27 protein-coding genes and 2 pseudogenes are annotated in these 26,222 nt (G+C 63.2%); 14 read left to right on the forward strand and 15 right to left on the reverse strand.

Features of this window, described 5'->3' with window-relative positions; translation table 11 throughout:
- Window positions 1-6: 6 nt before the first annotated feature.
- Window positions 7-609 (reverse strand): cupin domain-containing protein, encoded by a 603-nt coding sequence (locus AB7M33_RS21995; protein ID WP_027594783.1) that lies wholly within the window; start codon window positions 607-609, stop codon window positions 7-9.
- Window positions 610-647: 38 nt separating this feature from the next.
- Complete coding sequence (locus AB7M33_RS22000) at window positions 648-2,600, reverse strand: oxidoreductase (protein ID WP_454243617.1); 1,953 nt, start codon at window positions 2,598-2,600, stop codon at window positions 648-650.
- Window positions 2,601-2,777: 177 nt separating this feature from the next.
- Here AB7M33_RS22000 and AB7M33_RS22005 point away from each other — a divergent pair.
- The 6 genes and pseudogenes from AB7M33_RS22005 to AB7M33_RS22030 all read left to right on the forward strand — a co-directional run.
- Window positions 2,778-3,209, forward strand: a pseudogene (locus AB7M33_RS22005) (ABC transporter substrate-binding protein); the annotation flags it as partial.
- Window positions 3,194-3,838: pseudogene (locus AB7M33_RS22010) on the forward strand (class II aldolase/adducin family protein); the annotation flags it as partial. The pseudogenes AB7M33_RS22005 and AB7M33_RS22010, both read left to right, overlap by 16 nt.
- A gap of 141 nt (window positions 3,839-3,979) precedes the next feature.
- A complete protein-coding gene (locus AB7M33_RS22015) occupies window positions 3,980-4,867 on the forward strand; it encodes an EamA family transporter (protein ID WP_099429526.1) in 888 nt (295 codons plus the stop codon).
- Window positions 4,868-4,928: 61 nt separating this feature from the next.
- Complete coding sequence (locus tag AB7M33_RS22020; RefSeq protein ID WP_027594788.1) at window positions 4,929-5,249, forward strand: YbjQ family protein; 321 nt, start codon at window positions 4,929-4,931, stop codon at window positions 5,247-5,249.
- A 139-nt stretch (window positions 5,250-5,388) separates the two neighbouring features.
- Window positions 5,389-5,577, forward strand: coding sequence for a hypothetical protein (locus AB7M33_RS22025; protein WP_027594789.1), 189 nt, complete (start codon window positions 5,389-5,391; stop codon window positions 5,575-5,577).
- A 144-nt stretch (window positions 5,578-5,721) separates the two neighbouring features.
- Window positions 5,722-6,027, forward strand: coding sequence for a hypothetical protein (locus tag AB7M33_RS22030; protein WP_027594790.1), 306 nt, complete (start codon window positions 5,722-5,724; stop codon window positions 6,025-6,027).
- Window positions 6,028-6,073: 46 nt separating this feature from the next.
- Here AB7M33_RS22030 and AB7M33_RS22035 read toward each other — a convergent pair whose 3' ends face one another.
- Both AB7M33_RS22035 and ampC read right to left on the reverse strand, forming a co-directional pair.
- Window positions 6,074-6,406: a hypothetical protein gene (locus AB7M33_RS22035; protein ID WP_027594791.1), complete on the reverse strand. Its 333-nt coding sequence runs from the start codon at window positions 6,404-6,406 to the stop codon at window positions 6,074-6,076.
- 324 nt (window positions 6,407-6,730) lie between these two features.
- Entirely contained in the window at window positions 6,731-7,873 is a 1,143-nt protein-coding gene (ampC, locus tag AB7M33_RS22040) for a class C beta-lactamase (RefSeq protein WP_454243618.1), read from the reverse strand.
- Window positions 7,874-7,992: 119 nt separating this feature from the next.
- Here ampC and AB7M33_RS22045 point away from each other — a divergent pair, with 119 nt between their 5' ends.
- Entirely contained in the window at window positions 7,993-8,985 is a 993-nt protein-coding gene (locus AB7M33_RS22045; protein ID WP_099429524.1) for a bile acid:sodium symporter family protein, read from the forward strand.
- A gap of 194 nt (window positions 8,986-9,179) precedes the next feature.
- On the opposite strand, the gene AB7M33_RS22050 is transcribed toward AB7M33_RS22045, so the two are convergent.
- Together AB7M33_RS22050 and AB7M33_RS22055 are read right to left on the reverse strand one after the other, a co-directional pair.
- Complete coding sequence (locus AB7M33_RS22050; RefSeq protein ID WP_454243619.1) at window positions 9,180-9,773, reverse strand: eCIS core domain-containing protein; 594 nt, start codon at window positions 9,771-9,773, stop codon at window positions 9,180-9,182.
- Entirely contained in the window at window positions 9,760-10,323 is a 564-nt protein-coding gene (locus AB7M33_RS22055; protein WP_099429523.1) for a TetR/AcrR family transcriptional regulator, read from the reverse strand. The genes AB7M33_RS22050 and AB7M33_RS22055 overlap by 14 nt, the downstream gene beginning before the upstream one ends.
- 89 nt (window positions 10,324-10,412) lie before the next feature.
- Here AB7M33_RS22055 and AB7M33_RS22060 point away from each other — a divergent pair, with 89 nt between their 5' ends.
- The gene (locus tag AB7M33_RS22060) at window positions 10,413-11,144 is read left to right on the forward strand and encodes an SDR family oxidoreductase (RefSeq protein ID WP_454243620.1); all 732 of its coding nucleotides are present in this window, start codon (window positions 10,413-10,415) and stop codon (window positions 11,142-11,144) included.
- A 29-nt stretch (window positions 11,145-11,173) separates the two neighbouring features.
- Complete coding sequence (locus AB7M33_RS22065) at window positions 11,174-11,788, forward strand: 2-hydroxychromene-2-carboxylate isomerase (protein WP_454243621.1); 615 nt, start codon at window positions 11,174-11,176, stop codon at window positions 11,786-11,788.
- Here AB7M33_RS22065 and AB7M33_RS22070 read toward each other — a convergent pair.
- The 5 genes from AB7M33_RS22070 to AB7M33_RS22090 form a co-directional block, all read right to left on the reverse strand.
- Window positions 11,761-12,060 (reverse strand): DUF7693 family protein, encoded by a 300-nt coding sequence (locus tag AB7M33_RS22070; protein ID WP_454243622.1) that lies wholly within the window; start codon window positions 12,058-12,060, stop codon window positions 11,761-11,763. The genes AB7M33_RS22065 and AB7M33_RS22070 overlap by 28 nt on opposite strands.
- Before the next feature lie 2 nt (window positions 12,061-12,062).
- Window positions 12,063-12,608, reverse strand: a complete 546-nt coding sequence (locus AB7M33_RS22075) for a cupin domain-containing protein (RefSeq protein WP_027594799.1) — start codon at window positions 12,606-12,608, stop codon at window positions 12,063-12,065.
- 79 nt (window positions 12,609-12,687) lie between these two features.
- A complete protein-coding gene (locus AB7M33_RS22080; protein ID WP_265968135.1) occupies window positions 12,688-13,893 on the reverse strand; it encodes an MFS transporter in 1,206 nt (401 codons plus the stop codon).
- Between the two features lie 85 nt (window positions 13,894-13,978).
- Window positions 13,979-14,512: a cytochrome b gene (locus AB7M33_RS22085; protein ID WP_274883726.1), complete on the reverse strand. Its 534-nt coding sequence runs from the start codon at window positions 14,510-14,512 to the stop codon at window positions 13,979-13,981.
- Window positions 14,509-15,561: a catalase family peroxidase gene (locus tag AB7M33_RS22090; protein ID WP_454243623.1), complete on the reverse strand. Its 1,053-nt coding sequence runs from the start codon at window positions 15,559-15,561 to the stop codon at window positions 14,509-14,511. The genes AB7M33_RS22085 and AB7M33_RS22090 overlap by 4 nt, the downstream gene beginning before the upstream one ends.
- A gap of 124 nt (window positions 15,562-15,685) precedes the next feature.
- Here AB7M33_RS22090 and AB7M33_RS22095 point away from each other — a divergent pair, with 124 nt between their 5' ends.
- Both AB7M33_RS22095 and AB7M33_RS22100 read left to right on the forward strand, forming a co-directional pair.
- Window positions 15,686-16,207, forward strand: a complete 522-nt coding sequence (locus AB7M33_RS22095; protein WP_238214916.1) for a sigma-70 family RNA polymerase sigma factor — start codon at window positions 15,686-15,688, stop codon at window positions 16,205-16,207.
- Complete coding sequence (locus tag AB7M33_RS22100; RefSeq protein ID WP_027594804.1) at window positions 16,204-16,956, forward strand: anti-sigma factor family protein; 753 nt, start codon at window positions 16,204-16,206, stop codon at window positions 16,954-16,956. The genes AB7M33_RS22095 and AB7M33_RS22100 overlap by 4 nt, the downstream gene beginning before the upstream one ends.
- Window positions 16,957-17,290: 334 nt before the next feature.
- Here the strand turns inward: AB7M33_RS22100 and xthA are convergent, their stop codons facing one another.
- Entirely contained in the window at window positions 17,291-18,103 is an 813-nt protein-coding gene (gene xthA / locus AB7M33_RS22105) for an exodeoxyribonuclease III (RefSeq protein WP_027594805.1), read from the reverse strand.
- A 163-nt stretch (window positions 18,104-18,266) separates the two neighbouring features.
- On the opposite strand from xthA, the gene AB7M33_RS22110 reads away from it, so the two are divergent.
- The 3 genes from AB7M33_RS22110 to AB7M33_RS22120 are packed head-to-tail and all read left to right on the forward strand — an operon-like array spanning window position 18,267 to window position 24,382.
- Window positions 18,267-18,917 (forward strand): GNAT family N-acetyltransferase, encoded by a 651-nt coding sequence (locus AB7M33_RS22110; protein ID WP_027594806.1) that lies wholly within the window; start codon window positions 18,267-18,269, stop codon window positions 18,915-18,917.
- 51 nt (window positions 18,918-18,968) lie between these two features.
- Window positions 18,969-20,711, forward strand: coding sequence for an autotransporter assembly complex protein TamA (locus tag AB7M33_RS22115; RefSeq protein WP_027594807.1), 1,743 nt, complete (start codon window positions 18,969-18,971; stop codon window positions 20,709-20,711).
- The gene (locus AB7M33_RS22120) at window positions 20,708-24,382 is read left to right on the forward strand and encodes a translocation/assembly module TamB domain-containing protein (protein ID WP_454243624.1); all 3,675 of its coding nucleotides are present in this window, start codon (window positions 20,708-20,710) and stop codon (window positions 24,380-24,382) included. The genes AB7M33_RS22115 and AB7M33_RS22120 overlap by 4 nt, the downstream gene beginning before the upstream one ends.
- A gap of 9 nt (window positions 24,383-24,391) precedes the next feature.
- Here AB7M33_RS22120 and AB7M33_RS22125 read toward each other — a convergent pair whose 3' ends face one another.
- From AB7M33_RS22125 to AB7M33_RS22135, 3 genes are all read right to left on the reverse strand, one after another.
- Window positions 24,392-24,952: a DUF2589 domain-containing protein gene (locus tag AB7M33_RS22125; protein ID WP_265968140.1), complete on the reverse strand. Its 561-nt coding sequence runs from the start codon at window positions 24,950-24,952 to the stop codon at window positions 24,392-24,394.
- Between the two features lie 63 nt (window positions 24,953-25,015).
- Window positions 25,016-25,678 (reverse strand): DUF2589 domain-containing protein, encoded by a 663-nt coding sequence (locus AB7M33_RS22130; protein ID WP_265968141.1) that lies wholly within the window; start codon window positions 25,676-25,678, stop codon window positions 25,016-25,018.
- Window positions 25,679-25,718: 40 nt separating this feature from the next.
- Window positions 25,719-26,126 carry a Mor transcription activator family protein gene (locus tag AB7M33_RS22135; protein ID WP_099429511.1) on the reverse strand — a complete coding sequence of 136 codons (408 nt, stop codon included), beginning with the start codon at window positions 26,124-26,126 and terminating at the stop codon, window positions 25,719-25,721.
- Between the last annotated feature and the right edge of the window lie 96 nt (window positions 26,127-26,222).

The following is a 26,222-nucleotide window of genomic DNA, read 5'->3' on the forward strand; positions in this document are numbered from 1 at the left end:
GCGGGCTCAAAAGGTCGGTGGCGTGATCACCCAGATCACCACAGCATCCACGTCCCCTGGGTTGCCATAGCGATGCGGCTCCTGGCTGGAGTAGCTGAAACTGTCGCCTTCGCCCAGCTGAAAATAGCGCTCGCCCACCCACAGTTCAAAACTGCCGCTGAGAATATACCCTGCCTCTTCGCCGTCGTGGCTGTAGCTCTGCTGGCTGTAGGTGCCCGGTGGAAAGCGCGAGTGAAGCATCTCCAGCTCGCGGTTGGGCTGGGGTGTCAGCAGTTGGTCGACGATGCCGTCCTCATAATGCACGCTGAGGCGGCTGTTACGGCGTACCACGTAGCCCTGGTCCTCTGGCGCAGTGCTGGCCTCGCTGGCAAAAAACCACTGGATGGTCACACCCAGGCTGCGGGCGATGTTGAACAGTGCCGGGATCGACGGGTAAGAGAGGTTGCGCTCCAACTGGCTGATGTAGCCGGCCGTCAGCTCGCTCTGTGTGGCCAACTCCGCCAGGGTCATGCCGCGGCGCTTGCGCAGGCCGCGGATGCGGGTTCCCAGAAACTGCGGCGCGGCGCTGCCGTCGTCGGTGGCGGAGGGGGGCTGCGGGAGTTGGCTCATGCACGTCGGTCCGTCGGAAAACGGCAGTATGTACAGCCTCAGAGCGCCCAGGCAACCGTCAGGCCATCGTGAATTGCCTCCTCGGCGGTACGCGGTGCCAGGCAGTCGCCGATGCGCCGAACTTCGACCAGGCCGGCCAGCTCCGAAGCCAAGGTGTCGTTTGGCTGGTGGCCCAGGCACAGCACCAAGGTGTCGATGCCTTCGAAGATCATCGGTTCGCCGCTGGCCGTGTGCTGCAAGTACACGCTGTTGTCGTCGCAGCCATAGAGGCGGGCGTAGGGCGTGATGGGAATACCCAGGCGGTGCAGCTCGCCAGCCAGTTGATCGCGCACGTACAGCGGCAGGTTCTCGCCGCAATGGGTGCCGTTCACCGCCAATTGCACCTGATGCCCTTCGCGCGTCAGTCGCTCGGCGATACCCGGGCCGATCCAGTCGCAACGCCAGTCGATGACCAGGACCGAGCGCCCTGGGGTGACCTCGTTGCGCAGGATTTGCCAGGCATCCACTACCTGCAGTTCGCCGGCGCGTTCGAATGCCGGCCAGTAGGGCGTGGCGCCGGTGGCGGCAATCACCAGGTCGGGCCGCTCGCGCTCGACCAGTGCGCGGTCGACCCGCGTGTTGCGCACCACCTCCACGCCGGCCAAGGCCATTTCCCGTTGCAGGTTGGTGCTGGCGCCGCCGAATTCGCTGCGCCGGGGCAGCAGTTGTGCCAGCAGCACCTGGCCACCCAGTTGCGGGCCGGCCTCATACAGGGTGACGTGGTGGCCGCGCGCGGCGGCGACGGTGGCCGCTTTCATGCCTGCGGGGCCGCCGCCTGCAACCAGGATGCGCTTGGGAGCTGGGGTGGGCGTCATCTGGCCGTACTGCAGTTCGCGGCCGGTTTCTGGGCGCTGAATGCAGGAAATCGCCAGGCCGCGGTGAAAATGCCCGATGCATGCCTGGTTGCAGGCAATGCAGGCGCGCACGTCCTCAACCCGGCCATGCTCGGTCTTGGTCGGCATCAGCGGGTCGCAGATCAGTGCGCGGGTCATGCCACACACGTCGGCCTGGCCACGCGCCAGGATCAGCTCGGCCTCTTGGGGTTGGTTGATGCGCCCAGTAACGAACAACGGAATGGCCAGGCGCTGCTTGAACGTGCCGGCTTCGCGCGCCAGGTAGGCCGGCTCGATGGCCATGGGCGGGACGATATGCACCGCGCCCCCCAGGGACGCCGAGGTGCCGGCGACGATGTGCAGGTAGTCGAGCTGGCTTTGCAACGCTTCGGCGGCCGCCAGCGACTCGTCTTCGCTCAGGCCTTCACTGTCACGCTCGTCGGCGCTGATGCGCAGGCCGACGATGAAGTGTTCGTCGGTCGCGGCGCGCACCGCCGCCAACACTTCGCGCAGAAACCTCAGGCGCTGCTCCAGGCCGCCGTTGTAACCATCGGTGCGCAGGTTGACCCGCGGATTGAGAAACTGCGCAGGCAGGTAACCATGGCTGGCGACCACTTCGACGCCATCCAGCCCCGCCTGGTGCAGGCGGCGGGCGGCGCTGGCATAGCCCTGGATGATGTCATCGATCATCGGCTGGTCCAGCGCGCGCGGCATCACCCGGAAGCGCTCGTTGGGCACCGACGAGGCCGAATAGGCCACTGCCAGCAAGCCGTCGGCAGATTCCATGATCTCCCGCCCTGGATGAAACAGCTGCGACAGCACCACGGTGCCGTGTTCATGGCAGGCCTCGGCCAGGCGGCGGTAGCCGTCGATGCAGGCATCGTCGGTGGCCATCAGCACGTGGGAGGTGTAGCGGGCGCTGTCATGCACACCGGCCACCTGCAGCACGATCAGGCCAACCCCACCGGCGGCGCGGTCACGCTGGTAAGCGATGAGCTTGTCGTTGACCAGGTTGTCGGTGGGCAGGCACGTGTCGTGGCCCGTGGACATGATGCGGTTCTTCAACCGTTTGCCGCGAATCTGCAAGGTTTCGAACAGGTGGGGAAAGGCAGTTTGCATACGGGCGGCTCCGGTGCGGTGTTGTTCTTGTTTTGTTTATGAAAGTGTACCGCCAGTAAAAAATCAACTTGTTTTTTTACTGGTGCGCGGCTAGGTTTTCTTCACCCTCACTGGTGAGGGCGTGACCTCACAACAACAAGAAATCGGGCCCTTGGGCACCGGCAGGAGGAAACCTCGATGCATGCATTCCCTCGCAGAACCCACCTTTGCGCAGCGCTTCTGGCCCTTGGCTTGGGCAGTGCGCACGCTGCGCCGCAGATGGTCGTGGTCGGTTATGGCGGCGCTGGTCAGAAAGCCCAGGACGAGGCGATCTTCAAGCCTTTCAGTGCCCAGGACGGCAGCAAGTTGATCCAGAGCGAATACAACGGCGAAATGGCCCGTATCCAGGTCATGGCCGATACCGGCAACGTCGATTGGGACGTGGTGCAGATCGAGGGGCCCGACCTGATGCGCGGCTGTGAGGAGGGCATCTATGAGCGGCTGGACTGGCAGCGCCTGGGCCATGCTGCCGAGCTGATTCCGGATGCCGCGCAGGACTGCGGTTCTGCCGCCCTGGTGTGGAGCGTGGCGATTGCCTACGACCGCAACAAGCTGGCTCAAGCCCCCGCTTTCTGATCAACCCCTACGGCTTGCTGTTCGACGAGATCACAGCCTCCAGCCTGGTGAAGATCGACTTGCATGGGCAGCCAGTCGAGGCGACCCCACACCCGGTCAACCCGGCCGGGTTCGTCATCCACAGTGCTATTCATGCGGCTCGCGAAGACGCCCACTGCGTGCTGCACACCCACACCCGGGCCGGGTGTGCGGTGGCGGCACTGGAATGTGGCCTGCTGCCGGTCAACCAGATGTCCATGGAGTTTCATGGCAAGGTTGCCTACCACGATTACGAAGGCATCGCCCTGGACTTGGATGAGCAACAGCGCTTGGTGGCCGACCTGGGTGACCGGCCGGTGATGATCCTGCGTAACCATGGGTTGCTGACCACCGGGCGTTCTGTGGCCGAAGCCTTCTTGCGCATGTACTACCTGGAAAAAGCCTGCGAGATCCAGTTGGCGGCGCAGAGTGCCGGGCAATTGATAATGCCGCCGGCCGCCGTGTGTGAGCGTACCGAGCAGCAGTTCAATGCGCCACTGAAGGGCTTGAAGCAGGGCGAACTGTCGGACCCGGATGCAGTGGGGCTGGCGTGGGGCGCGCTACTGCGGATGCTGGAGCGGGTGGCGCCGGGTTACCGCGACTGATGGTTGAATGCCACGGCGTATGAAGACTGCAACAGTGACACTGTTGCGCAACCCTGCGCCCTAACTGTGCTGGTCCCTGGAAAAGGAATAGCCTTATGCTGTAACGAAATATGTCTAGAAAGCCTGAAGAAGGATGTCGCAATGCCGCTCAAGGACCTGCTGATCGCCCTGGTGGTGATTGTTGCGTGGGGAGTCAACTTCGTGGTCATCAAGGTCGGCCTGGATGGCCTGCCGCCGATGCTGCTGGGGGCGTTGCGCTTCTTGTTGGTGGCCTTCCCGGCGGTGTTGCTGGTGAAGCGGCCCAAGCTGCCCTGGCGCTGGCTGATCGCTTATGGCGCGACGATCTCCTTGGGGCAGTTCGCCTTCTTGTTCCAGGCCATGTACAGCGGTATGCCGCCGGGGTTGGCGTCGTTGATTCTGCAATCCCAGGCATTCTTCACCTTGGGTTTCGCTGCGTTGTTCCTGGGTGAGCGGTTGCGCCTTGCCAGCCTGCTGGGGCTGCTGGTGGCGGCCAGCGGGTTGGCGTTGATCGGCAGTGAAGACGGCGGCCATGTGCCGATGTTTGCGCTGTTGCTGACCCTGTGTGCGGGCGCGATGTGGGGCGTGGGCAACATCATCACGCGGCGTTTCGGGTCGGTCGACCTGGTGGCGCTGGTGATCTGGGGCGGGCTGATTCCACCGTTGCCATTCTTGGCTTTGTCGTGGTGGCTGGAAGGGCCTGAGCGCATCGGCCATGCTTTGGCCAACATCGGTTGGAACTCGGTACTGGCGTTAGCGTACCTGGCATTCGTCGCCACCATGCTCGGCTACAGCCTGTGGAGCAAGCTGTTGTCGCGCCACCCGGCGGGCAAGGTCGCGCCATTCTCGCTGCTGGTCCCCGTGATTGGCTTGAGCTCCTCGGCCTGGTTGCTGGGGGAACGCCTGACCGTGTTGCAGGGGTGGGGCGCGTTGCTGGTGATGGTCGGGCTGCTGGTGAATGTGTTTGGCGCGAAGATCGGCCAGCGGTTACGTGCGGCCAGCGTCTCCTGACGCCGGGCTGCCAGTGCTCTGTTAGAATTGGCGCTTTTCGCCAGGCCAACGGAGCACTTTCATGATCATCTCCACCACCAGCCAGCTCGAAGGCCGTCCGATTGCCGACTACCTGGGCGTCGTCAGTTCTGAGTCCGTGCAGGGCATCAACTTTGTGCGGGATTTCTTCGCGCGTTTCCGCGACTTCTTCGGTGGCCGTTCACAAACCCTGGAGAGCGCACTGCGCGAGGCCCGCGAACAGGCTACCGAAGAGTTGAAAGCGCGCGCACGGCAGTTGAATGCTGATGCCGTAGTCGGTGTGGATTTCGAAATCAGCATGCCATCGGTGCAGGGGGGCATGGTCGTGGTGTTCGCAACCGGCACGGCAGTCCGCCTGAAGTAAGGCCATGTGCCACTGGTCGGGCGTAAAGCGTTTGGCCAAGCAGTCTGCAAATGACCAGCTAGTCTCACTTTTACCGGCCGCGTTCACCTAGGCAATCCATCTGCTTGCCGGCGCGACCACCACTGGAGGGAGACTGGGCATGAGCGAATCCTTTTTTGAAGACCTGAACGACGCATTCCCGATCAACAGCCAGGTGCGTTGCGGCCAGTCGGCATTCCGTCTGGGCTTCGCCAACATGACGCTGGATGATTCGGAACAGCTTCAGCCTGCACATCTGCAGCGCACCAAGAAGGGCCGCTTCATGCCGCGGGTTCCGCTGAAAAAGTGATCCCGCTCCAGCAACCCCGCCAAACGGCGGGGTTTTTATTGCCATTCGTTGACGCTGCTCATGGCATCGCTGGGTTGCGCTCGCAGGGCTTGCGAAGATGTGGTTTTCTGGCGCGGCATTTCAGCAAACGGAGATTGAACGCTCATGCGAGTCAGGGAAGAGACCTATTGGCAGTGGGCCGACGCTCAACTGCACAGCCGCAGCCACGATGAAGCACTCAGTGACGGCACCACGCTGGATGTGCAGGTGCGGTTGTCGCGCCTCGGCGCCACCCAGTTGTTCCTCGGTGTGTACGCCGGCAATGGCCGGGCAGTGCTGGAAGAGTATTACCCCTCGCGCCCTGGCGAGACCATGACCCGTGCGCTGGTCTGGGGCGTCGAGCGGGCCCGGGCACTGGCTACCGGCGCCTTGCCGCTGCCAGCCATGGCGCAACCGCGCAGGCGCGCATGAAAAAGCCCGGCCTTTTGGGGCCGGGCTTGAGGGTGCGGTTAGCCACTCAGTTGAGCGGTTCGATCACCTTGACTGCCTGCCGCTCACGGGCGGCGGGCCATTCTTGTTGCAGGGTCTGCAGCACGCGGCCAACGAACTCGGTGTCGGCAGCGGCCTTCTTGCCGACGTAGCCTTGGCCACGGCGGTAGACCTTGAAGCGTGCACGCATGCTGGGCAGGTGCTCTTCGAATTCAGCTTCGATGGTGTTCGGTGGCAGGCGGTCGAGACGCACCTCACCGGTCTGGCTGACCCACAGCAGATGGTCGTCGAGGCTGTCCTTGCGCACGGCGAACAGCTGGGCCAATTGGTCGATTGTGGGATTGTTGTTCAAGTTCATCATAAAGCCCCCATTACCCATTCGTAGGTGATTTTCACAGTTGGCGCTACCACGGTGTAGCGCACTACCAAGGCTGCTACAGCAGCATCGCAACAGGGGCTTTCACACGCTGCCTTTTGGACAGTTCCCTCTCCACGGACGGCCTGCGTTACCGCGCAAGCCGTCTGGAACACCCTTGCCACCGCTCCCGATCGGGGAGACGACTCAATCATGCCCAAGCGCGATGAACGGCGTCAACAGTTTTGTAGTGAATATTTTTAGGCACTACATTTTTGTCATGTTGTTCGACAATCCAGCGGCTGGCCGGCGTAAAACCGGCCGTTGCCTTTACAGCCCCTCAAGAATCTGGAAGGCCGCACGCACGCGGGCTTCGTTGGGATAATTACGGTTGGCCAGCAACACCACGGCCATGTTTTTGGCAGGAATAAAAGCGGCGTACGCGCCAAAACCGCTGGTTGCGCCGGTCTTGTTGTACCAAGCCTCACGCAGGGCAGGGCTGGCAGGGACGAGGCGGGTGGTGGCCTGAGGCTCACGGATCAGGCGAGGGCTGTTGCCATCGATCAAGGTGCCTAGCGCAACCGGATAAGGGTAATGCTCCCAGCCAAGGCCTTGGGTCATGGCGCCGACCTGGAAGTAGCCCTTATGGGTGATCGCGATGGCGTTTTGCAGTGCAGCGGGCAGGCCGTCTGGTTTCATCTGCAGGCGCACGTAGCGCAGCATGTCGCTGGCGCTGGTCTTGATGCCATAGGCTTCATCGGCATAAGGGCCTGGGCTGACGCGTACCGGGCGGTCTTCTGCGTCGTAGCCTTGGGCATAAAGCCCTTGGGCGCTGGCGGGCACCTGCAGGTAGGTGTGTTTCAGGCCCAGTTGCACCAGCAGGCCCTGGCTCATCAGCTCCGCGAAGGGGCGCTGCTGCGCGCGTGCCGCCAAATCGCCGAACAGGCCCAGGCTCGGGTTGGAATAGCAGCGCTGGGTGCCCGGCGCGGCGCGAGGCTTCCAGTGGCGGAAGAAGTCCACGACCTGTTGCGGCGTCTGCACTTCATCGGGGAATTGCAACGGTAGGCAATCGGCGCTGTAGGCCCCCAGTTCCAGCACGCTGGCGTCTCCCAGTGGCACCCCAGCCAGTGCGGGCTGATAGCGTTTTGCCGGGGCCTGAAGGTCCAGTTTGCCTTCGGCGCTGGCCAGGGCGGCGAGGGTAGCCGTGTAGGTCTTGCTCAACGAGCCGACCTCGAACAGGGTGTCTTGGGTAACCGGCGTGCCCTCGGCCTTGCTGCCCACGCCATAGTTGAAATAGTGCGCCTGGCCGTGGGCGTACACCGCCACGGCCATGCCGGCGATGCCTTGCTCCTGCATCAGCGTGCGAATGAGGGGGTCGACGCGTGCTTGCAGCGTGTCGTCAGCCTGAGCGGCTGCGTGGCCCATGGCGAATGTGATGGCGGCAGTCAGTGCGGCCAGGCGAGGGAGCAACATGGGCAGGTCCTTTGTGGGGTTGTGTCCGTTCATCGACACCTGTGGGGGTTCCGGCGTTAGCGAAGAAAAGCCGCAGACCTTATCGTCTGCCCTTGCACAATGACAAGACGGAACCTGTGATGAAGTACTTGCGGATGTTATTCGACAATTTCACCCTGGCGTTGCTCGGGGTGGTGCTGATCGCCACCGTGCTGCCCTGCTCGGGTGACGGTGCAGTGTATTTTGGCTGGCTGACCAACCTGGCCATCGGCCTGCTGTTCTTCCTGCACGGCGCCAAGTTGTCGCGCGAAGCGATCATCGCCGGGGCCGGGCACTGGCGCCTGCACGCGTTGGTGTTCTCCTGCACCTTTGTACTGTTCCCCTTGCTGGGGTTGGCGTTCAAGCCCCTGTTCGTGCCATTGGTTGGCAATGAGCTGTACCTGGGCGTGCTGTACCTGTGTGCATTGCCGGCCACTGTGCAGTCAGCCATCGCGTTCACCTCCCTGGCCCGCGGCAACGTGCCGGCCGCCATTTGCAGCGCTGCCGCTTCGAGCCTGCTGGGCATCTTCCTCACGCCGCTGCTGGTGATGATGTTGCTCGGCGCCAGCGGTGACACTGGGTCGGGGTTGGATGCCGTACTGAAAATCACCCTGCAGCTGCTGGTGCCCTTCGTGGCCGGGCAGATCGCACGCCGCTGGATTGGTGCATGGGTCAAGCGCAACGCGCGCTGGCTCAAGGTCGTGGACCAGGGGTCGATCCTGCTGGTGGTGTACACCGCGTTCAGTGAAGCGGTGGTGACGGGCCTGTGGCACACGGTATCGCCACAGCACCTGGCGGGGCTGTTCGTGGTCTGCGGGATTTTGTTGGCGGTGGTGCTGTATGGCACCCGTTTCCTTGGCAAGGTGCTGGGCTTTGACCTTGAAGACCGCATCACCATTCTGTTCGCAGGTTCGAAGAAGAGCCTGGCGACCGGCGTGCCGATGGCTCAGGTGCTGTTCGTGGGCAGTGGCATTGGCGCGATGATTTTGCCGTTGATGCTGTTCCATCAGATCCAGCTGATGGTGTGCGCGGTGCTGGCTCAGCGTTATGCCAGCCGTGAGGATGTGGGTGAGAAGGCCCCTGTATCGTCTTGATAGACAAGGGGTATACCTACTGCTGACTGTGTGAGAGCAACTGTTTTGTGGTGCGTGTTCCGGCCTCTTCGCGGGCAAGTCGGACCGCCGCACCGCCGCTCCCACAGGTGACTGCGCAGGTTCAGACCTTGGATCTCCAACAAATACCCACTGAGTCAGGTAGTTATGTGTTGTTCTTGAGGTTCTTTGTCACATCACCGGGCCTGGCCGGAGCTGCGCGCTCTTAACGCCTTGGCAACCTCCGCCTCTATCTTGTAGGCCGGGCCTTCCAGCTCATTGAAGTCACGCGTGTAGCGCCGGGCGAACTCATCGACGCCTAATGCCTGGTACTGCTGCACGTGCTTGAGCTCGTGCGCCCACAGCGCCACATTGTCTTCAGCATCGCTGGCATGGCGGAAGATGATCGTGTCGATCAGTGTCACGGCATTCACATCGGGGTTTTGCAGCATCGCGTTGGCTGCGCTCATCTGCTGTTCATCGCCAACCCTGAAGCGCGCGGCATCGAGCACGGCAAAGTCATACCAGGGTTCGAGCTGGGCGCGGATGTGCAGCGGGATCGGCTCACTGCCGCTGGCGCTGGCTTCGTCGCGGGCCTGGCGCAACGCGTAGGCCAGGCTGGTTGAGGCCATGGCTTCGACGTCTTTGAGGATCTGCCCAGCCTGGCCTGGGTCGACTGGCGCACAGAAACAGCCCATCAGGCAGACCTGGTATTGCCCTGGAGGGCAGGCCTCTTCAGCAAACACGGGCACGCTCAAAAACAGGCCAAGCAACAGGTTAACGGCTTTCATTCAAGGCCTTTTCGACGAAGCTGCGGCTGGCATCGAGTACTTCGGACTGCACGGCTTCGCTGGCGAGCATGCGCCCGATCAGCAACGCACCGACGCATTGGCTGATCAATACCCAGGCCAGTTGTTCATCCTCCAATGTTGTGCTCCAGGCTTTGTGCAACTCGACCAGCCAATGTTCGGCCACCTCACGCACCGGTTGATCTGCCCGGGCGATTTCCACCCCAAGCGGCGGCAAGGGGCAGCCCCCTTCGGCATTGTGCAGGTGGGCCAGGCTCAGGTACTGCTGCAGGCAACGGCCAAGGCGCTCGCGGCTGGCACCTTGGCTGGCCAGGCGCGCCAGCGGGCTGTTGCAAAGTTCCTGGCGAACGACTTCGGTGAACAGGTCATCTTTGGAAGGGAAGTGATTGTAAAAGGCACCGCCGGTCAGCCCGATGGCTTTCATCAGCCCGGCTACGCCAGTGCTGGTGAAACCGCCGCGTTTGGCCAGTGCACCGCTGGTGGCCAGCAGCTTTTCGCGGGTTTGTTGCTTGTGGTCGCTGGTATAGCGCATTCATTTGCCTCTGCGCGCTTGGCTTGACGATGGGGGCGATCATAACATAGCGTTCGTTTACTAAACGATCATTCACCAAAGGGGCGCACATGACTCAACCACAGAAAGTAGTGCTGGTGATCGGCGCAGGGGATGCCACGGGGGGCGAGATCGCCAAGCGCTTCGCGCGGGAGGGCTACGTGGCCTGCGTCACTCGCCGTCAGGCGGACAAGCTGCAACCGCTGCTGGACGAGATCCGCGCCGAAGGTGGCCAGGCTCATGGCTTTGGCTCCGATGCGCGTAAGGAGGAAGAGGTGGCCGCGCTGGTTGAGACCATCGAGCGTGATATTGGCCCGATCGAGGCGTTTGTCTTCAATATCGGCGCCAATGTGCCTTGCAGCATTCTGGATGAAACGCCGCGCAAGTATTTCAAGATTTGGGAAATGGCCTGTTTTGCCGGGTTTCTGACGGCGCAGGCGGTGGCACGGCGCATGGCGGTGCGTGAGCGCGGCACGATCCTGTTCACAGGCGCTACTGCAGGTACCCGTGGCGCTGCTGGCTTTGCCGCATTCGCCGGTGCCAAGCATGGCCTGCGGGCATTGGCCCAGAGCATGGCGCGTGAGCTGGGGCCGCGCAATATCCATGTCGCTCATGTAGTGGTGGATGGGGCAATCGATACCGCGTTCATCCGCGACAGTTTCCCCGAGCGCTACGCCCTCAAGGACCAGGATGGCATCCTCGCCCCGGCCCATATTGCCGACAGCTACTGGTTCCTTCACGCCCAACCGCGAGATGCCTGGACATTCGAACTGGACCTGCGCCCCTGGATGGAACGCTGGTAAGCCCCCCTCATCGACCAAGGACCGAACCCATGACCAAGACCGTCGAATTCTTCTTTGACCTCGGCAGCCCCGCCAGTTACCTGGCGTGGACCCAGCTGCCGGGTATCTGTGACCGCCATGGCGCGGCGCTGCATTATCGGCCCATGCTGTTGGGTGGGGTATTCCAGGCCACCGGCAATGCCTCGCCGGCAATGATCCCAGCCAAGGGCCGCTACATGTTTACCGACCTTGCACGCTTCGCAGCGCGCTATGGTGTGCCGTTTGGGCTTCCACCGGGCTTCCCGATGAATACCCTGATGCTGATGCGCGGTGTAATCGGCACACAGTTGCAAGCACCGGAACGCTTCGAGACACTGTTGCGGGCATTGTTCAACGGCCTGTGGGCCGAGCGACGCAACCTGGGGGACGCGGCGGTGTTGCAGCAGACGCTGGAACAGGCCGGCTTTGACCTTGCCGCGCTCACTGCCCTGGCAAGCGACGCGCAGGTGAAGGCGGCCCTGAAGCAGGCGACCGAGGAAGCCGTTGCGCGCGGTGTATTTGGTGCGCCGACCTGCTTTGTCGGTGATGAGATGTTCTTTGGGCAAGACCGCCTGGATTTTGTCGAGGACGCGCTGCGTCAACCGGCCAGGCGTGCTTCCAGCTGAGTGCGTTCCCACAGGCTGAGCAGGTCGGTGGGGTTGGTGCCGTAGCGGTGCCAGTCTTCAAGGCCGGCCTGATCACCGTTGGGGGCCACGCACTGGACGCATTGAGCAAGGCCTTCGGCATCCACGGCCAGTGTCAACTGCCAGCCTTCGATCAGCACATCGACCAGCCCTTCGGCGCGCTGGGCGGTGATGTGCACGGGATGGACGCCCAGGGCTGCGTCACGCAAGCGCTGATACGCGGCCCGTGCGTTCACGGTGCCTGGGCGCTTCACGGTCAGAAGTTCGCCGGGGTGTTGGCGCTGATGATTTCGGCCTCATCCTGGCCAATGTTCTTGAAGCTGTGCGGCAGGGTAGTGGGGATGTAGTAGCCATCACCCGAATTGAGCACGCTGACCTGGCCATCGACCCACAACTCGACGGTGCCGCGAGTGACCAGGCCGCACTCTTCGCCTTCTGCATGCACGATCGGCTCGCCCGAATCGGCGCCCGGTGCGTACAGTTCACGCAGCATGCGCATCTGACGGGCCTCGACACTGGCACCTACCAACAGCATGCGCAGGCCGTTACGGCCCAAGTCTGGCTGCTCGCTGGCGCGGAACACGAAGCGCTCTTCCCGCACCGGCTCGTCGAAGCTGAAAAACTCCGCCAAGCTCATCGGGATCCCTTCGAGCAGTTTTTTCAGGGAGCTGACCGAAGGGCTGACGCGGTTCTGTTCGATCTGCGAGATCGTCGAGTTGGTCAGCCCGCTGCGGCGGGCCAGTTCCCGTTGGGAGAGGTTGTTGCGTTCACGCACCAGTTTGAGTCGCGTCCCCGTGTCCATAGCCGCCTTGTAATCAGAGGTGTCAAAAATAATGAGCGACGCATTAAAACACACTCTGCACGCTTGCGCGCTGTGCTTATCAGGCACGTGGTTCGCGTGGCATCGGCCATAGCCCGACCAGCAGCAACAGCGCGGCTACCGCCAGGAACGGCAAGCGTGGGTCCAGGGCATACACCAGGGTGCCGGCCAGTGGCCCAATCACCGCGCCCATGCCTTGGGCGGCGCCGATCGAGCCCGCTGTGGCGCCTTGCTCCGAGGCCTGCATGGCATTGGCCGCCAGCGCCGAAAACGCCGGGAACACAAAGCCCATGCCGGCCGCAGCGACGAAGAAGCACGCCCACAGCCAGGGCGCGGTGGTCGCCAGTGCACCGCAGGCAAAGCCCACGGCCGACACGCTGGCGCCCACCCGGATCATCTTCAGCGGCGGCCATTCCAGTTGGCGCAGCACAACTTGGGCCAGGATCAGCGCCACACCGACCGTGGTCAGGGCAATGCCGGCGACCTGAGCCGCGTCAGCCGGGCCCAACTGCAAGCGGTCCAGGGCGAAGAACCCGACAATGATCTGTGACACGGTGACGCTAAGCATGGCGCTGAAGGCCACCAGCAAAGGCCGGCGCAGCCGGGGGTCGGTCAGTTGCACAGGGCTGGGCGCATGGGTGTGCGCCAGCGCTTGTGGCTTGAGTGTGAACAGCAACACGAAGAACGCGGTGGCCGGCAGCAGCGACATGAGGTGGAACGGCAGGCTCAGGCTGTAGCGCGCGAGCAGTGCGGCCAGTGCTGGGCCCAGCACCAGGCCGACCGCGTTTGCCGCGCCCAGTGAGGCCATGGCGCGGGCTCGGCGCTGCGGTTCGACATGGTCGGCGATCAGTGCATTGCAAGCCACTGGGATGGCGGCGTAGAAGGCGCCGATGCAGCCGCGTGCGAGCATGAGGCCGATAAAGGCCAGGGTTGCGCCCGGCATCCAGCGCAGCGCGCCTTCGACGAACACGCACAACAGCCAGTAGGCCACGGTGAAGCCTGCGCTTCCCAGCAGCAGCACGCGGCGGCGGCCGAGCCGGTCAGCGGCGCGGCCCCACGGGCGTGCCAGCAGCACCCAGACCACCCCGGCGACGGTAACAGCGGCACCGGCCTGCCAGGTGGCCATGCCGAGCTGGCGAGCGATTGGGCCTATCAGGGCAACGAAGGCCATCATCGACATGGTGCAGGCCATGTTGGCCAGCAGCAGTGGGCGTAAGTCCAGCGTGCTGGCAGGCACGAGAGTGGCAGGATCCTTTGCGACGTTCATGGGCAGTCCAGAGAAGTTCAGCGATAAGTGCGCCGATCTTAGTAAGAATTATTATCGATTGTCGAACGCCCTGAACCGCACCGGCTTATTCGCTGCGACGCAGGGGGCCAGGCCACATGCTACGCAAGACGCCGTCGCGGCGCACCAAGGCGTGCATCAGCGCTGCGCCCAGGTGCACCAGGATCGTCGCGAACAGCAGGTAGCCAGCCCAGCCGTGGGCTTGTCGCAGCACGGCATACAGCTGCAGGTCGTGGGGGGCGATTGCCGGCAATTGCAGGGGCCGCGGGTAGCCGCCGGCCGACAGCATGGCCCAGCCCAGCAGTGGCATGGCCAGCATCAGGCCATAGAGCAGCACATGCGAGGCACCGGCGGCGAACCGCTGCAGCCGTGGCAGGTCGCGTGGCAGCGGTGGGTGTGGCAAGGCTAAACGCAGGCCGATACGCAACACCACCAGTACCAGCAAGGCCAGGCCAGTGGCCTTGTGCAGGCTGAGCAATACGGGGTGGCGCAGTGACAGGTCGCTGACCATGCTCACACCAATGAACAACATGGCCACAATCAACACCGCCATCAGCCAGTGCAGCAGGCGGGCGAGGGGGTGGAAGGCTTCAGGTTTCATGGGCGGGCTCCAGTGCCGAGCGATTCACGGCTGCGGCGGTTGAACGATTCCGAATAGGCGGCGGATCGGGCGGCCAGAATCGGGTCGGCAGAGGCTTCGATGCCGTGGGGCAGGATCAGCGGGTCGAAATTAATGTCGCGGCAAGCACCTTGCTCAGGCGCGTCGACCTGTTCGAGCACAAGCGTGCCGGCGTCTACGCTGCGCCGTTGCGCAGGCCATGGGCTGGCCGGGTTGTCCACGGCGTCGCCAGGCTCGGCCAGGACCAGGCGCAGGGTCCAGCGCAGCGGCCCTTGGGCCAGGCGCTGTTGCAGGTCGTGCTGCAGGTATTGTTTGTCGTCCACCTGGCCTGGCAGGGCGGTAAACGGGGTTTGCGGCTCCAGTTGCCAACGTACCGGCTGTGCCGCGCCGGCGGCGTCGATCAGGCGGAAGGCATTGATGCTGTGATACTGGGTACTGGCGAAACTGTTGCTTGGCTTGTAGCTCGCCGCCCACTGGCGGAACGCCGCGCTTTCGGGGTGGGCGGCAAAAAACGCTTGTTGCCTGGCCGGGTCCGGTTTGCCAGTGGCAGGGTCTGGCGTACTGGCCAGGATTTGTTCATAGAACGCCTGCGGCGTACCCACCGCCAGCACCGGCGGGTTGTTCATGCCGGTACGCCAGACTTGCCCATCGTCAGTGCTGAGCTGAAGCGCCAGGCTGCGCACAGGGATTGCTGTGTCCGGCGCGAACGGGTTGGCGCCGCCAATGGCAAAACGGCCGATAACCGGCACGCGTGCCTGGCTGAACACGCGGGCCGTGGACAGGCTGGCAGCCTGCCCGCTGGCCTGGAAGTAGCCCGAGACACAGAGGCCTTTTGCGTGGTTCTTGCGGTAGCCTGGGTAGTGCCCGGCCTGGGCCTCGAAGGTGTTGATGATGCGCTTTGGCGTGAGTTCAGGTGCGCCGATCCAGCCGGCGGCATAGGCAAAGCCTGCGCCGGCAGTCAGCATGACAGCGCCGATGGCCGCCAGGCGCAGCGCCTTGGCGGGGCCGTGCAAAGGTGAGTTCATGATCATCGTCCGGTTCTGTGAAGGTGCCGGTACGACGCAGCAGGGAAAAACTTATTCCCTCGGTGGGAATAGATTTTGTTACCGGGCGTCTGCCTCTTACACTGACAACCCCAGAGGCCGGGACATAGCCATGCACGATCTGGACGAACACCAGTGGCGCGAGCTGCTGGCACGTTTGCGCCGCTTTGCCTTGTGGTTGACGCGTGAACCGGGCAGCGCCGACGACCTGGTACAGGCCACCGTCGAGCGCGCCTTGAGCCGCCAGGGCCAGCAACGTGAAGCTGAGGCGCTGCGCGCCTGGCTGTTCACCATCCTTTATCGGCTGTTTCTTGACGGCAAACGCCGCGACCGCCTGCATGCCCGTTGGCTGTCCTGGTTCGGCCGCGCCGAGGTGGAAAGCGAGCCCGTTGGCGGCAATATCGAAGACATCGTGCTGGCCCAGGCCGACCTGCGTGCCTTCGCTCGGCTGTCGGCCGAGCAGCGTGCTTTGCTGCTGCTGGTGAGCATCGAAGGTTTGAGTTACAAAGAGGCCGCCCAGGCCTTGGGCATCCCTATCGGTACCGTGATGTCGCGCTTGTCGCGCGCCCGCAATGCCTTGCGCGAACTGACCGAGGGCAACCCTCAACCCCCGGCCTTGCGGAGACTGAAATGACACGCCTGATCCCCACAGAAGATGAGTTGCATGCCTACATCGATGAGCGCCTGACGCCTGCCCGCCGGGCAGAGGTAAAGGTTTGGCTGGCGGCCAACCCGCAGGAAGCGGCGCGGGTCGAGGGCTGGCGCAGCGATGCGCGGCGGCTGCGTGTGGCACTCGCCGGCCTGGGTGAACAACCGGGGGCTGCGCAGCTGGATCTGGGCCAATTAAAGCAGCGGCTGCGCCAGCGTCGTCAACGGCGCTGGGCATCGGCGGCAGTGCTCGTGCTGGCGATTGGTGTGGGTGGTTTGGGCGGTTGGCAGGCGCGGGATGCGATGTTGGCCAGGGTCGATCTCCCCATGGCCGATGCGGTCCAGGCTCATCGGCTGTTTGCCGGTAGCGAGGCGCTGGATATCCAGGCCAGCGACCCGACTCAATTGCGTGACTGGTTGGGGCGTCATTTCAGCCGGGTAGGCCAGTTGCCGGACCTGGCGGGTTACGGTTTCAGGCCGGTGGGCGCGCGGTTGCTCAGCAACGAGCAAGGGCCTGCGGCGCTCCTGGTGTTTCAGGATGGCAAAGGGGAACGCATCAGCCTGTTTCTGCGCTCGCCGGGTGAGCGTTATGAACGCATGCCCGAGGGGCAGCGGGTTGATGGGCAACTGGAGGCACGGTACTGGTCGCATGGGGCGTATAACTTTGCGTTGGTCAGTGCGGCGGACGATACGCGTGGGGCGGGGGTAGGGGAGGCGTTGCGGTTGGGGTTGTAGGGTGATGGTGATGATTTGGTTGAGTGGGTGTGGGCAGCCAGGTGTAGGGCATTGGATTTACAGCGCCTGTGAGATCGAGCGCCGCCCGCGCGGCGCTTCGCAGCACAAGGCTGCTCCCACATCTGTTTCGGGCCAATCAGTCCTGAGACAGAGGCGCGCGGCCCTTTGGCGCCCACCTCGATATCGTGTGGAACAAACAAGGCGGTCGTGCGCGTTGCTACAGGCGTTACTGGCCCGAAAAAAATGTAGGAGCAGCCTTGTGCTGCGAAGCGCCGCGCGGGCGGCGCTCGATCTCACGGGCAATAAAAATCCAATGGCTTACACCTGACTAGGGTCAGCTCAACTCCAGCCAGATCGGTGCATGGTCCGACGGCTTTTCCATCCCGCGCAACTCATAGTCCACACCCGCCGCCTTGATCCGTGGCACCAGGTGCTGCGACGCCATGATCAGGTCGATGCGCAGGCCACGCTTGGGTTCATCCTCGAAACCGCGGCTGCGGTAGTCGAACCAGCTGAAGCGGTCGGCCACGTCCGGGTGCAGGTGGCGGAAACTGTCGACCAGGCCCCAGCCTTTAAGGCGCTCCATCCATTCGCGCTCTTCCGGCAGGAAACTGCATTTACCGGTCTTGAGCCAACGTTTGGCGTTGTCCGGGCCGATGCCGATGTCGCAGTCCTGGGGCGAGATGTTCATGTCGCCCATCACCAGCACCGGCTGGTCGTTGCGGAACTGGTTTTCGAGCAGGGCCTGCAGGTCGCTGTAGAAGCGCTGCTTGGCCGGGAATTTGGTGGGGTGGTCGCGGCTTTCACCCTGGGGGAAGTAGCCGTTCATGATGGTGATCGGGTTGCCGTCGGCATCGGCGAAGGTGCCCCAGATGAAGCGGCGCTGGGCGTCTTCCTCATCGGTGGCAAAGCCCTTGTGCAGGCTCAGCGGTGCCTGGCGCGACAGCAAGGCGACGCCATAGTGGCCTTTTTGGCCGTGGTAATGCACGTGGTAGCCCAGTGCCTGGACATCGGCCAGAGGGAACTGATCGTCGCTGACCTTGGTTTCCTGCAGGCCGATCACGTCAGGCTGATGCTTGTCGATCAGCGCCGCCAGCTGATGCGGGCGCGCTCGCAGGCCGTTGATGTTGAAACAGACGATCTTCATGGAAAGACAATCCCGGTAAAAGCCGCGATGCTAGCCGACATCGCGCGTCATCACCAGCATGGCGGGTTCGGGGTGCTGCTGCTAACGTGCTGTAGGGGATGAACGATGCGCGGTGGAGCACACTCCAAGGCATTGCAAGCCCATTCCAGGAGGACTGCCCGCAATGCCCGAAACCACTGCCACGCCGGCGCGTATCTGCCAACTCGACGACGGCTACAGCCGTGAGGCGCGTTCGCTGCTGTACAACGCCTACCGCCATGAACCTACCTTTGCTTACATTTTCGAGGCGCAGCGCCCAGGCTATGAGCGCCGCCTGCGCGTGATGGTGCGTGAATGGGTACGCCAGCACTTTTACCTGCAACTGCCGGCCATTGGCCTGTTGCTGGATGACCGCTTGATTGCCCTGGCCCTGATCGTGCCGCCGCTGCGCAGGCTGGGGGTGGCCGACAGCTGGGCCTGGCGTTTGCGCATGATGCTGGGTACCGGCCTGCGCTGCACGCGACGCTACATGGACTACCAGGCGGCATTGGCCAGTTGCTTGCCTACAGACCAAGTACACGTCTTGCCGCTACTGGGCGTGCACCCGCAATTTCAGGGGCGCCAGTACGGTGAGCAATTGTTACAAGCTGTGCATGACTGGTGCGCGGAAGACCCCAGCACCCAGGGCGTGGTGCTGGACACCGGCAATGAGCACTACCTGGCGTTCTACCAGCGTCAGGGCTATGAAGAAATTGGCGAGGTTGCCGTAGGGCCGATCCGAGAAAGGGTGTTCTTCCATCCCAACCCCGTGTCTTCAACTTCCGCTTTTGCCTGACAAGCCGCCAGACGGCTCCCTTGAGCGCCCGGCTCTGGTAGCATGCCCCGCATGACGTATTCAGGAAGATTAACCTGGGGCCTGGTTTTCTGGGTCGCCAGTTTCGCAGCATGGGGCCAGAGCGAGTTGCTGGTGAAGGTAAAACCAGCCAACAAAGCGCTCAAGGCCAATGTCGAAGGCTATATCGGCAACTTGGGTGACCGCGACGAAGAAGCGCTGCTGCGCTTCAGTCGCGGGGCTCAGGAGCAGGCGCGCAAAGCCGCGCAGGCACTTGGCTACTATCAAGCCCAGATCGATACCGAGGTCAAGCCTCCCGCCAAAGCCGACCAAGCCCCGCAATTGATAATCCAGATCGCCCCCGGCGAGCCTGTGCGCCTGCGCAACGTGACGGTGCGCATCGAAGGGCCTGCCAGTGAGATGAAGGCGTTTCGAGTGCCCGACAGCAAGGCACTGCGCGCTGGGGAGCAGCTAAACCATGGGCTTTACGAAGATGCCAAACGGCTGATCCAGAACCAGGCTTCACGCTATGGCTTCTTCGCCGGCCGCTTCAGCCGCCAACGCCTGGCGGTCGACCCCCAGGCCGGCGTGGCCGACATCGAACTGGTCTACCAAAGCGGCCCTCGCTATCGCCTGGGCGCGGTCAAGTTTGGCGGTGACACACCGCTGGATGAAGACCTGCTGCAGCGCATGGTTTCGTTCAAGCCAGGCACGCCCTATGACTCCGAGCTGATTGCCGAACTCAACAACGACCTGCAATCGAGTGGTTACTTCGAAGGTGTGCGGGTAGACGCCGCGCCGACTGCCGCCGTGGGCGAGGACATCCCGGTGGAGGTCCGCCTGGAAACCCGAAAACCACGCACCATGGGCCTGGGCCTGGGCTTCTCGACTGACGTCGGCCCCCGTGGCAAGGCCAACTGGACGCGACACTGGGTCAACCCTCAGGGCCACAGCTACGGCTGGGAAACCGAACTGTCGGCACCTCGGCAGAACGTCGGCCTGTGGTATGACGTGCCGCTCGACCCGCCGCTGACCGACAAACTGCGCTTTGCCGGTGGTTACCAGAACGAGGAACTCGCCGGTACCGACACCCTCAGCAAGCTGCTCACCGTCGGGCCAGAATGGCACAGCAAGTTGCCCAGTGGTTGGCAGCGGGTCATCTCGCTCAAGTACCAGCGTGAAGAGTACCGCCTGGGCGATGACTCGGGGCTGAGCAACTTGCTGATGCCGGGCGTCAGCTTCTCGTACCTGCGCAGCGACAACCGCATTGACCCGCACAATGGCTACCGCCTGCAGTTCGATACCCAGGTGGCGAAGGAAGGCCTGGTCTCCGACACCAACCTGCTGCACGGCAACGTGCTGCTCAAGGGCCTGACCACGCTTGGCCATAACCATCGCTTCCTCGGCCGAGTGCAATTTGGCGGCAGCGCCACCAACGGCTACAAGAACAACATCCCGCCATCGCTGCGCTTCTTCGCCGGTGGCGACCAGAGTGTGCGCGGCTATGACTACCAGACCTTGTCGCCGAAAAACAGCGACGGCGACCGCATCGGTGGCCGCTACCTGGTGGCTGGCAGCGTCGAGTACCAGTACTCACTGACTGAAAAGTGGCGCGTGGCAACCTTTGTCGATCAGGGCAACTCGTTCAACACCTTCGAGCTGCCAAGCCTCAAGACCGGGGTGGGCATTGGTGTGCGTTGGGTTTCACCGGTCGGGCCATTGCGCCTGGACCTGGCCAAGGCCCTCGATGACGAGGGCGGTATTCGCCTGCACTTCTCTATGGGGCCTGAGCTGTGACACGTGTGTTCAAATTCGTACTGCTGGGCGTGCTCGGCGGGGTAGTGGCCGTGGGCCTGGCGCTGGGCGTGCTGGTGGGGACCGAAAGCGGCAGCCGCTGGGCACTGGCCAGGGTGCCGGGGTTGCAGGTCGCTGACTTCCAAGGGCGCCTGGCGGGCAGTTGGCAAGCCAGCCAGCTGAGCTGGGTGGAGGGCGGTAATCGGGTCGAGGTGCAGGCCCCGCTGTTGACATGGTCGCCCGGGTGCCTGCTGCGTGCCACCTTGTGTATCGATCAACTGCAGGCGCAGCGCATCGACATGGCGTTTGCACCCAGCGATGCACCGGCTGAAAGCGGCCCGCTGCAACTCCCGGCCCTGCGCTTGCCGGTCGCCATCGAGCTGGGCGAGGTCAAGATCGGCCAACTGCGACTCGACGGCAGCGACCTGCTGGGTGATGTGCAACTGGCCGCCCACTGGACCCAAACGGGCATGCGCATCGACCGCCTGCATCTGCAGCGCGATGACCTGCGCCTGGACCTGCAAGGCGACCTGCAACCTGAGGGCGATTGGCCGCTGCAGCTGCAAGGGCAAGTTCAGCTGCCTTCGGTAGAGGGTAAAAGCTGGCAACTGGCGTTGACCGCGCAAGGCGAGCTGCAGAAAACCCTCACTCTCGAAGGCACCAGCTCGGGTTACCTCGATGCACGGCTGAACGGTGAGCTACAAGCGTTGGCCGAGCACCTGCCGGCAACGCTGCAGATCCGTTCCGACGCTTTCAAACCAACCGGGTCGCTGCCGGACACCCTGCAGTTCAATCAGCTTGAGCTCAATGCCAAAGGTGATTTGCTCAAGGGCTATAAATTGTCGGGCTCGGCCAGTTTGCCGGCTGAGCAGTCACCGATTGCCTTGGTCCTGTCCGGGCGGGTGGATAGCAAAGGGGCCAAGGTCGATGCCCTGGACCTCAACGCCAGCGATAACCAGCGGCTGAAGCTGCAGGCCAGTGCCGACTGGCAACAGGGCCTGACAGCCGATGCCCAGCTCGATTGGCTGGACTTCCCGTGGTTGCGCCTGTACCCGCTGGAGACGCCGCCTGACGTCACGCTCAAGCAATTCAATGCCCAGGTCCACTACCGCGATGGCAACTATCAAGGCACCTTCAAGGGTGATCTCGACGGCCCGGCGGGGGCGTTTTCCCTGGCCAGCCCGTTCGAAGGTGATTTGAGCCAGGTGAAACTGCAGCAGCTGGCGCTCAGCGCTGGGCAAGGCAAGGCCGAAGGCAGCGTCGCGGTGCGCTTCGCCGATACGCTGGCGTGGGATGTCGACCTGCAGCTCTCGGCGCTCGACCCCGCGTATTGGCTTGCCGAACTGCCCGGCACCCTGGCCGGGCCGCTGCGCAGCAAAGGTGAAATGAAGGGGGATGCACTCAAGCTCGATGCCCAGCTCGACCTTAAAGGCCGCCTGCGCGGGCAGCCGGCAGTGCTCAAGGTCGAAGCCCAAGGGGCAGGGGAAAGCTGGACGCTCGGAGCCCTGGCTATCCAGCTGGGTGACAACCGCATCAATGGCAGTGGCAGCCTGCAACAGCGGCTGGCCGGGCGCGTGGATCTCGACTTGCCGCGTTTGGGGCAGCTATGGCCCAGGCTGCAAGGGCAGGTCAAGGGCCGGCTGGACGTCGCCGGGACCTTAACGGCACCCCAAGGTACGCTCACTTTGCAGGGCCAACAGTTGGCGCAGGCCGAAAACCGTATTCAGCGCCTGGACCTGGACGCACGCCTGGACAGCGCCCAACGTGGTGTGATCGACCTCAAAGCCGGCGGCATTCACCTCGGTGACACGGCACTGGGCACCTTGCAGGCCAATGGCAAAGGCGACATTCGCCAGCAAGCCCTGACCCTGGCGCTCGACGGCCCGCAGCTCAAGCTGGACCTGGGCCTGGACGGCCAGTTGAGCAAAGGCGATTGGCGTGGTCGCCTTGCCAGTGGCCGAATCCAGGCCGGAGGCCAGGATTGGCAGTTGCAGGCGCCGGCACGCCTGCAGCGATTGGCCAGCGGCCAGCTGGATTTTGGCGCCCATTGCTGGCGTTCCGGCCAGGCCAGCCTGTGTGGTGATGACCAGCGCCTGGCGCCTGAGCCGCGCTTGCGCTACCACCTTAAACAGTTCCCGCTGGACAGCCTGGCCCAGTGGCTGCCAAAGGACTTTGCCTGGCAGGGCCTGCTGAATGCCGACGTCAACCTGGATATCCCGGCCAGCGGCCCGAAAGGCAACATTGTTGTCGACGCCAGTGGCGGCACCTTGCGCGTGCGCGACAAGGGGCGCTGGATCGATTTCCCTTATCAGGCGCTGCGCCTGGACAGCACCCTGGCACCTCGCCGCATCGACACCCGCTTGAATTTCCGGGGTGAGCGCCTGGGCGAACTGAGCCTGAATGCCCGCCTCGACCCGTTGGGCAAGAACAAGCCATTGTCCGGCGATTTCCGCCTGGCGGGCCTGGACCTGTCCGTCGCCCGACCGTTCGTGCCCATGGTCGAACGCCTGGCCGGGCAGTTGAATGGCAGCGGAAATTTGTCGGGTACGCTGCTGGCACCGCAGGTCAACGGCAACCTCGTACTGAGCCAGGGCGAGGTCAGTGGTGCCGAACTGCCGGTGAGCCTCCAAGACCTGTCGCTGCAGGCTACGATCGCGGGTGAACAGGTCCAGCTCAACGGCGGTTGGCGCAGTGGTGAAGCGGGGCGCGGCCAACTGTCCGGTAACCTGACCTGGGGCCAGGCCTTAGGCATGGACCTGCGTTTGCAGGGGCAACAATTGCCGGTGACGGTCGAGCCCTATGCGACGCTGGAAGTCGCCCCGGACCTGAACCTGCGCCTGGTCGACGACAAGATGGCGATAACCGGCAAGGTGCAGGTGCCAAAAGGCAAGATCACGGTACGCGAGCTGCCGCCCTCGACGGTGAAGGTGTCTGATGACACCGTTATCGTTGGCCATCAGACCGAGGAGGGCAAGCCGCCCATGGCGATGGCCATGGACATCGATGTCGATGTCGGGCGCGAAAAGCTGTCGTTCAAAGGCTTTGGCCTCACGGCCAACCTGTTGGGCCACGTGCATATCGGCGACAACCTCGATACCCGCGGTGAACTGAGCCTGGCCGATGGTCGTTACCGCGCCTACGGGCAGCGCCTGACCATACGCCGGGCGCGCTTGCTGTTTGCCGGCCCGCTCGACCAGCCGTACCTGGACATCGAAGCGATTCGCAAAGTCGATGATGTGATTGCCGGTATTCGCTTGAGCGGCAGTGCCGAGCAGCCCACCACGCAGGTGTTCTCCGAACCTGCCATGAGCCAGGAACAGGCGCTGTCGTACCTGGTGCTGGGTCGCCCTTTGGGCACGTCGGGTGAGGACAACAACATGCTCGCCGAGGCCGCGTTGGGCTTGGGCTTGGCAGGCAGTGCCGGCATTACCGGCAGCCTGGCATCGAGCCTGGGTATCGATGATTTCCAGTTGGATACCGAAGGCTCAGGCAATACCACCAGTGTGGTCGCCAGCGGCAACCTGACCGAGAAGCTGAGCTTGCGTTACGGGGTAGGGGTGTTCGAGCCTGCCAACACCATCGCGTTGCGCTACAAGTTGAGCCGGATGGTGTACCTGGAGGCTGCCAGCGGCTTGGCAAGCTCGCTGGACATCTTCTACAAACGGGACTTCTGACCGCCGCGGTCAGCGGACCGTGGCAGCTTCGACGAATTCATTGGTATCGGGAGTAGGCGAGGGTGTGGGTTTGGCTATGCGCACCGGTGTGATCAGGCTGGTGTATTCCTCGATCAGCCGGTTAAGCGCTTCAGGCGGCTCACTGGCCTGGAACTGCATGCGGATCTGCACCTCGTCAGGGTCGCGACTGTCACCCTGACGGCCCTGGCCACCAATGGTCACCTTGAAACTGGCGGCGTTCGTCTCGCTGGCCGCCTGCAGCGCTTGCTGCGCCTCGGTGCCCTTGACGCGGACCGACAGGTCAACCTGCATGCGCTCAAGTGCCAGGCCCTTGGGCGACACTAGCGCAAACAAGGGCACACGCATGATGTGCTGCTCATCCATGGCGATTTCGACCATCTTGGCCTTCATGGGCGCACCCAGAGCTTCGGTGTCGCAGTCGAAGAATTGATCGAACAGATTGATGTACTGTTGAGCTATCAGGCTGTTGGTGGCGCTGGCGGCTTCTTGCAGGCCGCGTGTGATCTCACGCAGGTCGATGGATGTCATGGGGGCGGGGGACTTGTCCAAACGTTCGGCTCCTGGGTCCAGGGGGGGGTGCCCCCTGTTGCAAGGGGGCGATCGTTACCAACGTTAGTTAGCAGCAGGTGCCCCAGGCGTTGCTTTGCTGCCGTTCGCGAGGCCGTTGAGCGTGTCGGCTTGCGAGATCATGTCCGGGCTATTCAGCTTTGCGGACTTGACGACAGTGGGTTTGGTGGCAGCCTCGGTCAGGAAATCGATAACCCTCATCACCGCTTCAGGCGGGTCTTGGCGCTTCAGGGTCGTGCTGAAAGCGTAGCGGGCGCGGGTGTCGGTCTTGCGGGTTTGCGTGGACTTGTGGCTGATGCTGCCCTTGACGTTGAGCTTGAATGGCCCCCAACCCAGCGACCCGGTTGCCGTTGCGGCCAGGTTTCTGTCGGCCACGTCTTCCGACATCTGGTTGATGGTCAGTTCGAACTCGACATTACCTTCCTCAATGGCGATGTTCGGGTGGGTGATCGCCGCTACCAGCGGCACTTTCATGGTTTTGCTGACGACGCCTTGGTACTCACCCTGTTCATCGACGATGGTTTCGTCGTAGTCGAATTGGATGGCGACCGCCTTGCCTTCCTGAACGCACACTTGCATCAGGAAGTCGGCGTAGGACTTGCTTGCGGTAACTTGTGCCTGAACCATGGCTTGCAGGGGGCCTGCGATCATGCGGTCCATCGGCAAGGCATTGATGACGGATCCGATGAGGCTGTTGTCTAGGGACATAGCTGGATTCTCTTTTTAATGGGTGCTGCAAACGTAGCCGTCAGTGGCGACCATTAGGGTTATCGCCTAGTGAACATAGGGGGTCCTGTCGGCGGATATTGCCGATCTGCCGCAGGCTCAGGCCGTACTTGTCGGCCAGCAGGCTGCGTGACAAGCCCTCGGCGCTTTCCTGTTGGATCTGCAGGTTGCGCAACTGGCGCATGAAGTGGTCGGCCTTGGGGATTTCCAGGGCCACGCCAGCGAAGCGCTTGATCAGCGCATCGAGCGCGTCGGCCGGGAGCACATCGGCGAGCTTGGTGCGCTCGCGGTGCTTGGGGATGTATTTGGGTCTGCCGCCATAGGCGCAGGTGAGCTGGAATGCATTGTCGATACCGATGCAGTCGATCAGCGCTTGCAGTGAGTGGGGTAACTGGCTGATGTCTATCCGGGTAAGGTCTGGTAACTCCATAAGACGCTCCTTCGTTCGGTGTAGATGCGGTAAGCGATCACCTGCGGCGTTGTGTCGAAGGTGTGACCGAATTCTCAGGTAGAGCCAAGGTGCGTC

Source organism: Pseudomonas sp. Y3 TE3536 (genome assembly GCF_053629175.1).

What these genes read in the sequence shown, in the direction of transcription:
- AB7M33_RS21995 (WP_027594783.1), bottom strand. Translation starts at nt 609, where the DNA reads ATGAGCCAACTCCCGCAGCCCCCCTCCGCCACCGACGACGGCAGCGCC.
- AB7M33_RS22000 (WP_454243617.1), bottom strand. Translation starts at nt 2,600, where the DNA reads ATGCAAACTGCCTTTCCCCACCTGTTCGAAACCTTGCAGATTCGCGGC.
- AB7M33_RS22015 (WP_099429526.1), top strand. Translation starts at nt 3,980, where the DNA reads ATGCCGCTCAAGGACCTGCTGATCGCCCTGGTGGTGATTGTTGCGTGG.
- AB7M33_RS22020 (WP_027594788.1), top strand. Translation starts at nt 4,929, where the DNA reads ATGATCATCTCCACCACCAGCCAGCTCGAAGGCCGTCCGATTGCCGAC.
- AB7M33_RS22025 (WP_027594789.1), top strand. Translation starts at nt 5,389, where the DNA reads ATGAGCGAATCCTTTTTTGAAGACCTGAACGACGCATTCCCGATCAAC.
- AB7M33_RS22030 (WP_027594790.1), top strand. Translation starts at nt 5,722, where the DNA reads ATGCGAGTCAGGGAAGAGACCTATTGGCAGTGGGCCGACGCTCAACTG.
- AB7M33_RS22035 (WP_027594791.1), bottom strand. Translation starts at nt 6,406, where the DNA reads ATGATGAACTTGAACAACAATCCCACAATCGACCAATTGGCCCAGCTG.
- ampC (WP_454243618.1), bottom strand. Translation starts at nt 7,873, where the DNA reads ATGTTGCTCCCTCGCCTGGCCGCACTGACTGCCGCCATCACATTCGCC.
- AB7M33_RS22045 (WP_099429524.1), top strand. Translation starts at nt 7,993, where the DNA reads ATGAAGTACTTGCGGATGTTATTCGACAATTTCACCCTGGCGTTGCTC.
- AB7M33_RS22050 (WP_454243619.1), bottom strand. Translation starts at nt 9,773, where the DNA reads ATGAAAGCCGTTAACCTGTTGCTTGGCCTGTTTTTGAGCGTGCCCGTG.
- AB7M33_RS22055 (WP_099429523.1), bottom strand. Translation starts at nt 10,323, where the DNA reads ATGCGCTATACCAGCGACCACAAGCAACAAACCCGCGAAAAGCTGCTG.
- AB7M33_RS22060 (WP_454243620.1), top strand. Translation starts at nt 10,413, where the DNA reads ATGACTCAACCACAGAAAGTAGTGCTGGTGATCGGCGCAGGGGATGCC.
- AB7M33_RS22065 (WP_454243621.1), top strand. Translation starts at nt 11,174, where the DNA reads ATGACCAAGACCGTCGAATTCTTCTTTGACCTCGGCAGCCCCGCCAGT.
- AB7M33_RS22075 (WP_027594799.1), bottom strand. Translation starts at nt 12,608, where the DNA reads ATGGACACGGGGACGCGACTCAAACTGGTGCGTGAACGCAACAACCTC.
- AB7M33_RS22080 (WP_265968135.1), bottom strand. Translation starts at nt 13,893, where the DNA reads ATGAACGTCGCAAAGGATCCTGCCACTCTCGTGCCTGCCAGCACGCTG.
- AB7M33_RS22085 (WP_274883726.1), bottom strand. Translation starts at nt 14,512, where the DNA reads ATGAAACCTGAAGCCTTCCACCCCCTCGCCCGCCTGCTGCACTGGCTG.
- AB7M33_RS22090 (WP_454243623.1), bottom strand. Translation starts at nt 15,561, where the DNA reads ATGATCATGAACTCACCTTTGCACGGCCCCGCCAAGGCGCTGCGCCTG.
- AB7M33_RS22095 (WP_238214916.1), top strand. Translation starts at nt 15,686, where the DNA reads ATGCACGATCTGGACGAACACCAGTGGCGCGAGCTGCTGGCACGTTTG.
- AB7M33_RS22100 (WP_027594804.1), top strand. Translation starts at nt 16,204, where the DNA reads ATGACACGCCTGATCCCCACAGAAGATGAGTTGCATGCCTACATCGAT.
- xthA (WP_027594805.1), bottom strand. Translation starts at nt 18,103, where the DNA reads ATGAAGATCGTCTGTTTCAACATCAACGGCCTGCGAGCGCGCCCGCAT.
- AB7M33_RS22110 (WP_027594806.1), top strand. Translation starts at nt 18,267, where the DNA reads ATGCCCGAAACCACTGCCACGCCGGCGCGTATCTGCCAACTCGACGAC.
- AB7M33_RS22115 (WP_027594807.1), top strand. Translation starts at nt 18,969, where the DNA reads ATGACGTATTCAGGAAGATTAACCTGGGGCCTGGTTTTCTGGGTCGCC.
- AB7M33_RS22130 (WP_265968141.1), bottom strand. Translation starts at nt 25,678, where the DNA reads ATGTCCCTAGACAACAGCCTCATCGGATCCGTCATCAATGCCTTGCCG.
- AB7M33_RS22135 (WP_099429511.1), bottom strand. Translation starts at nt 26,126, where the DNA reads ATGGAGTTACCAGACCTTACCCGGATAGACATCAGCCAGTTACCCCAC.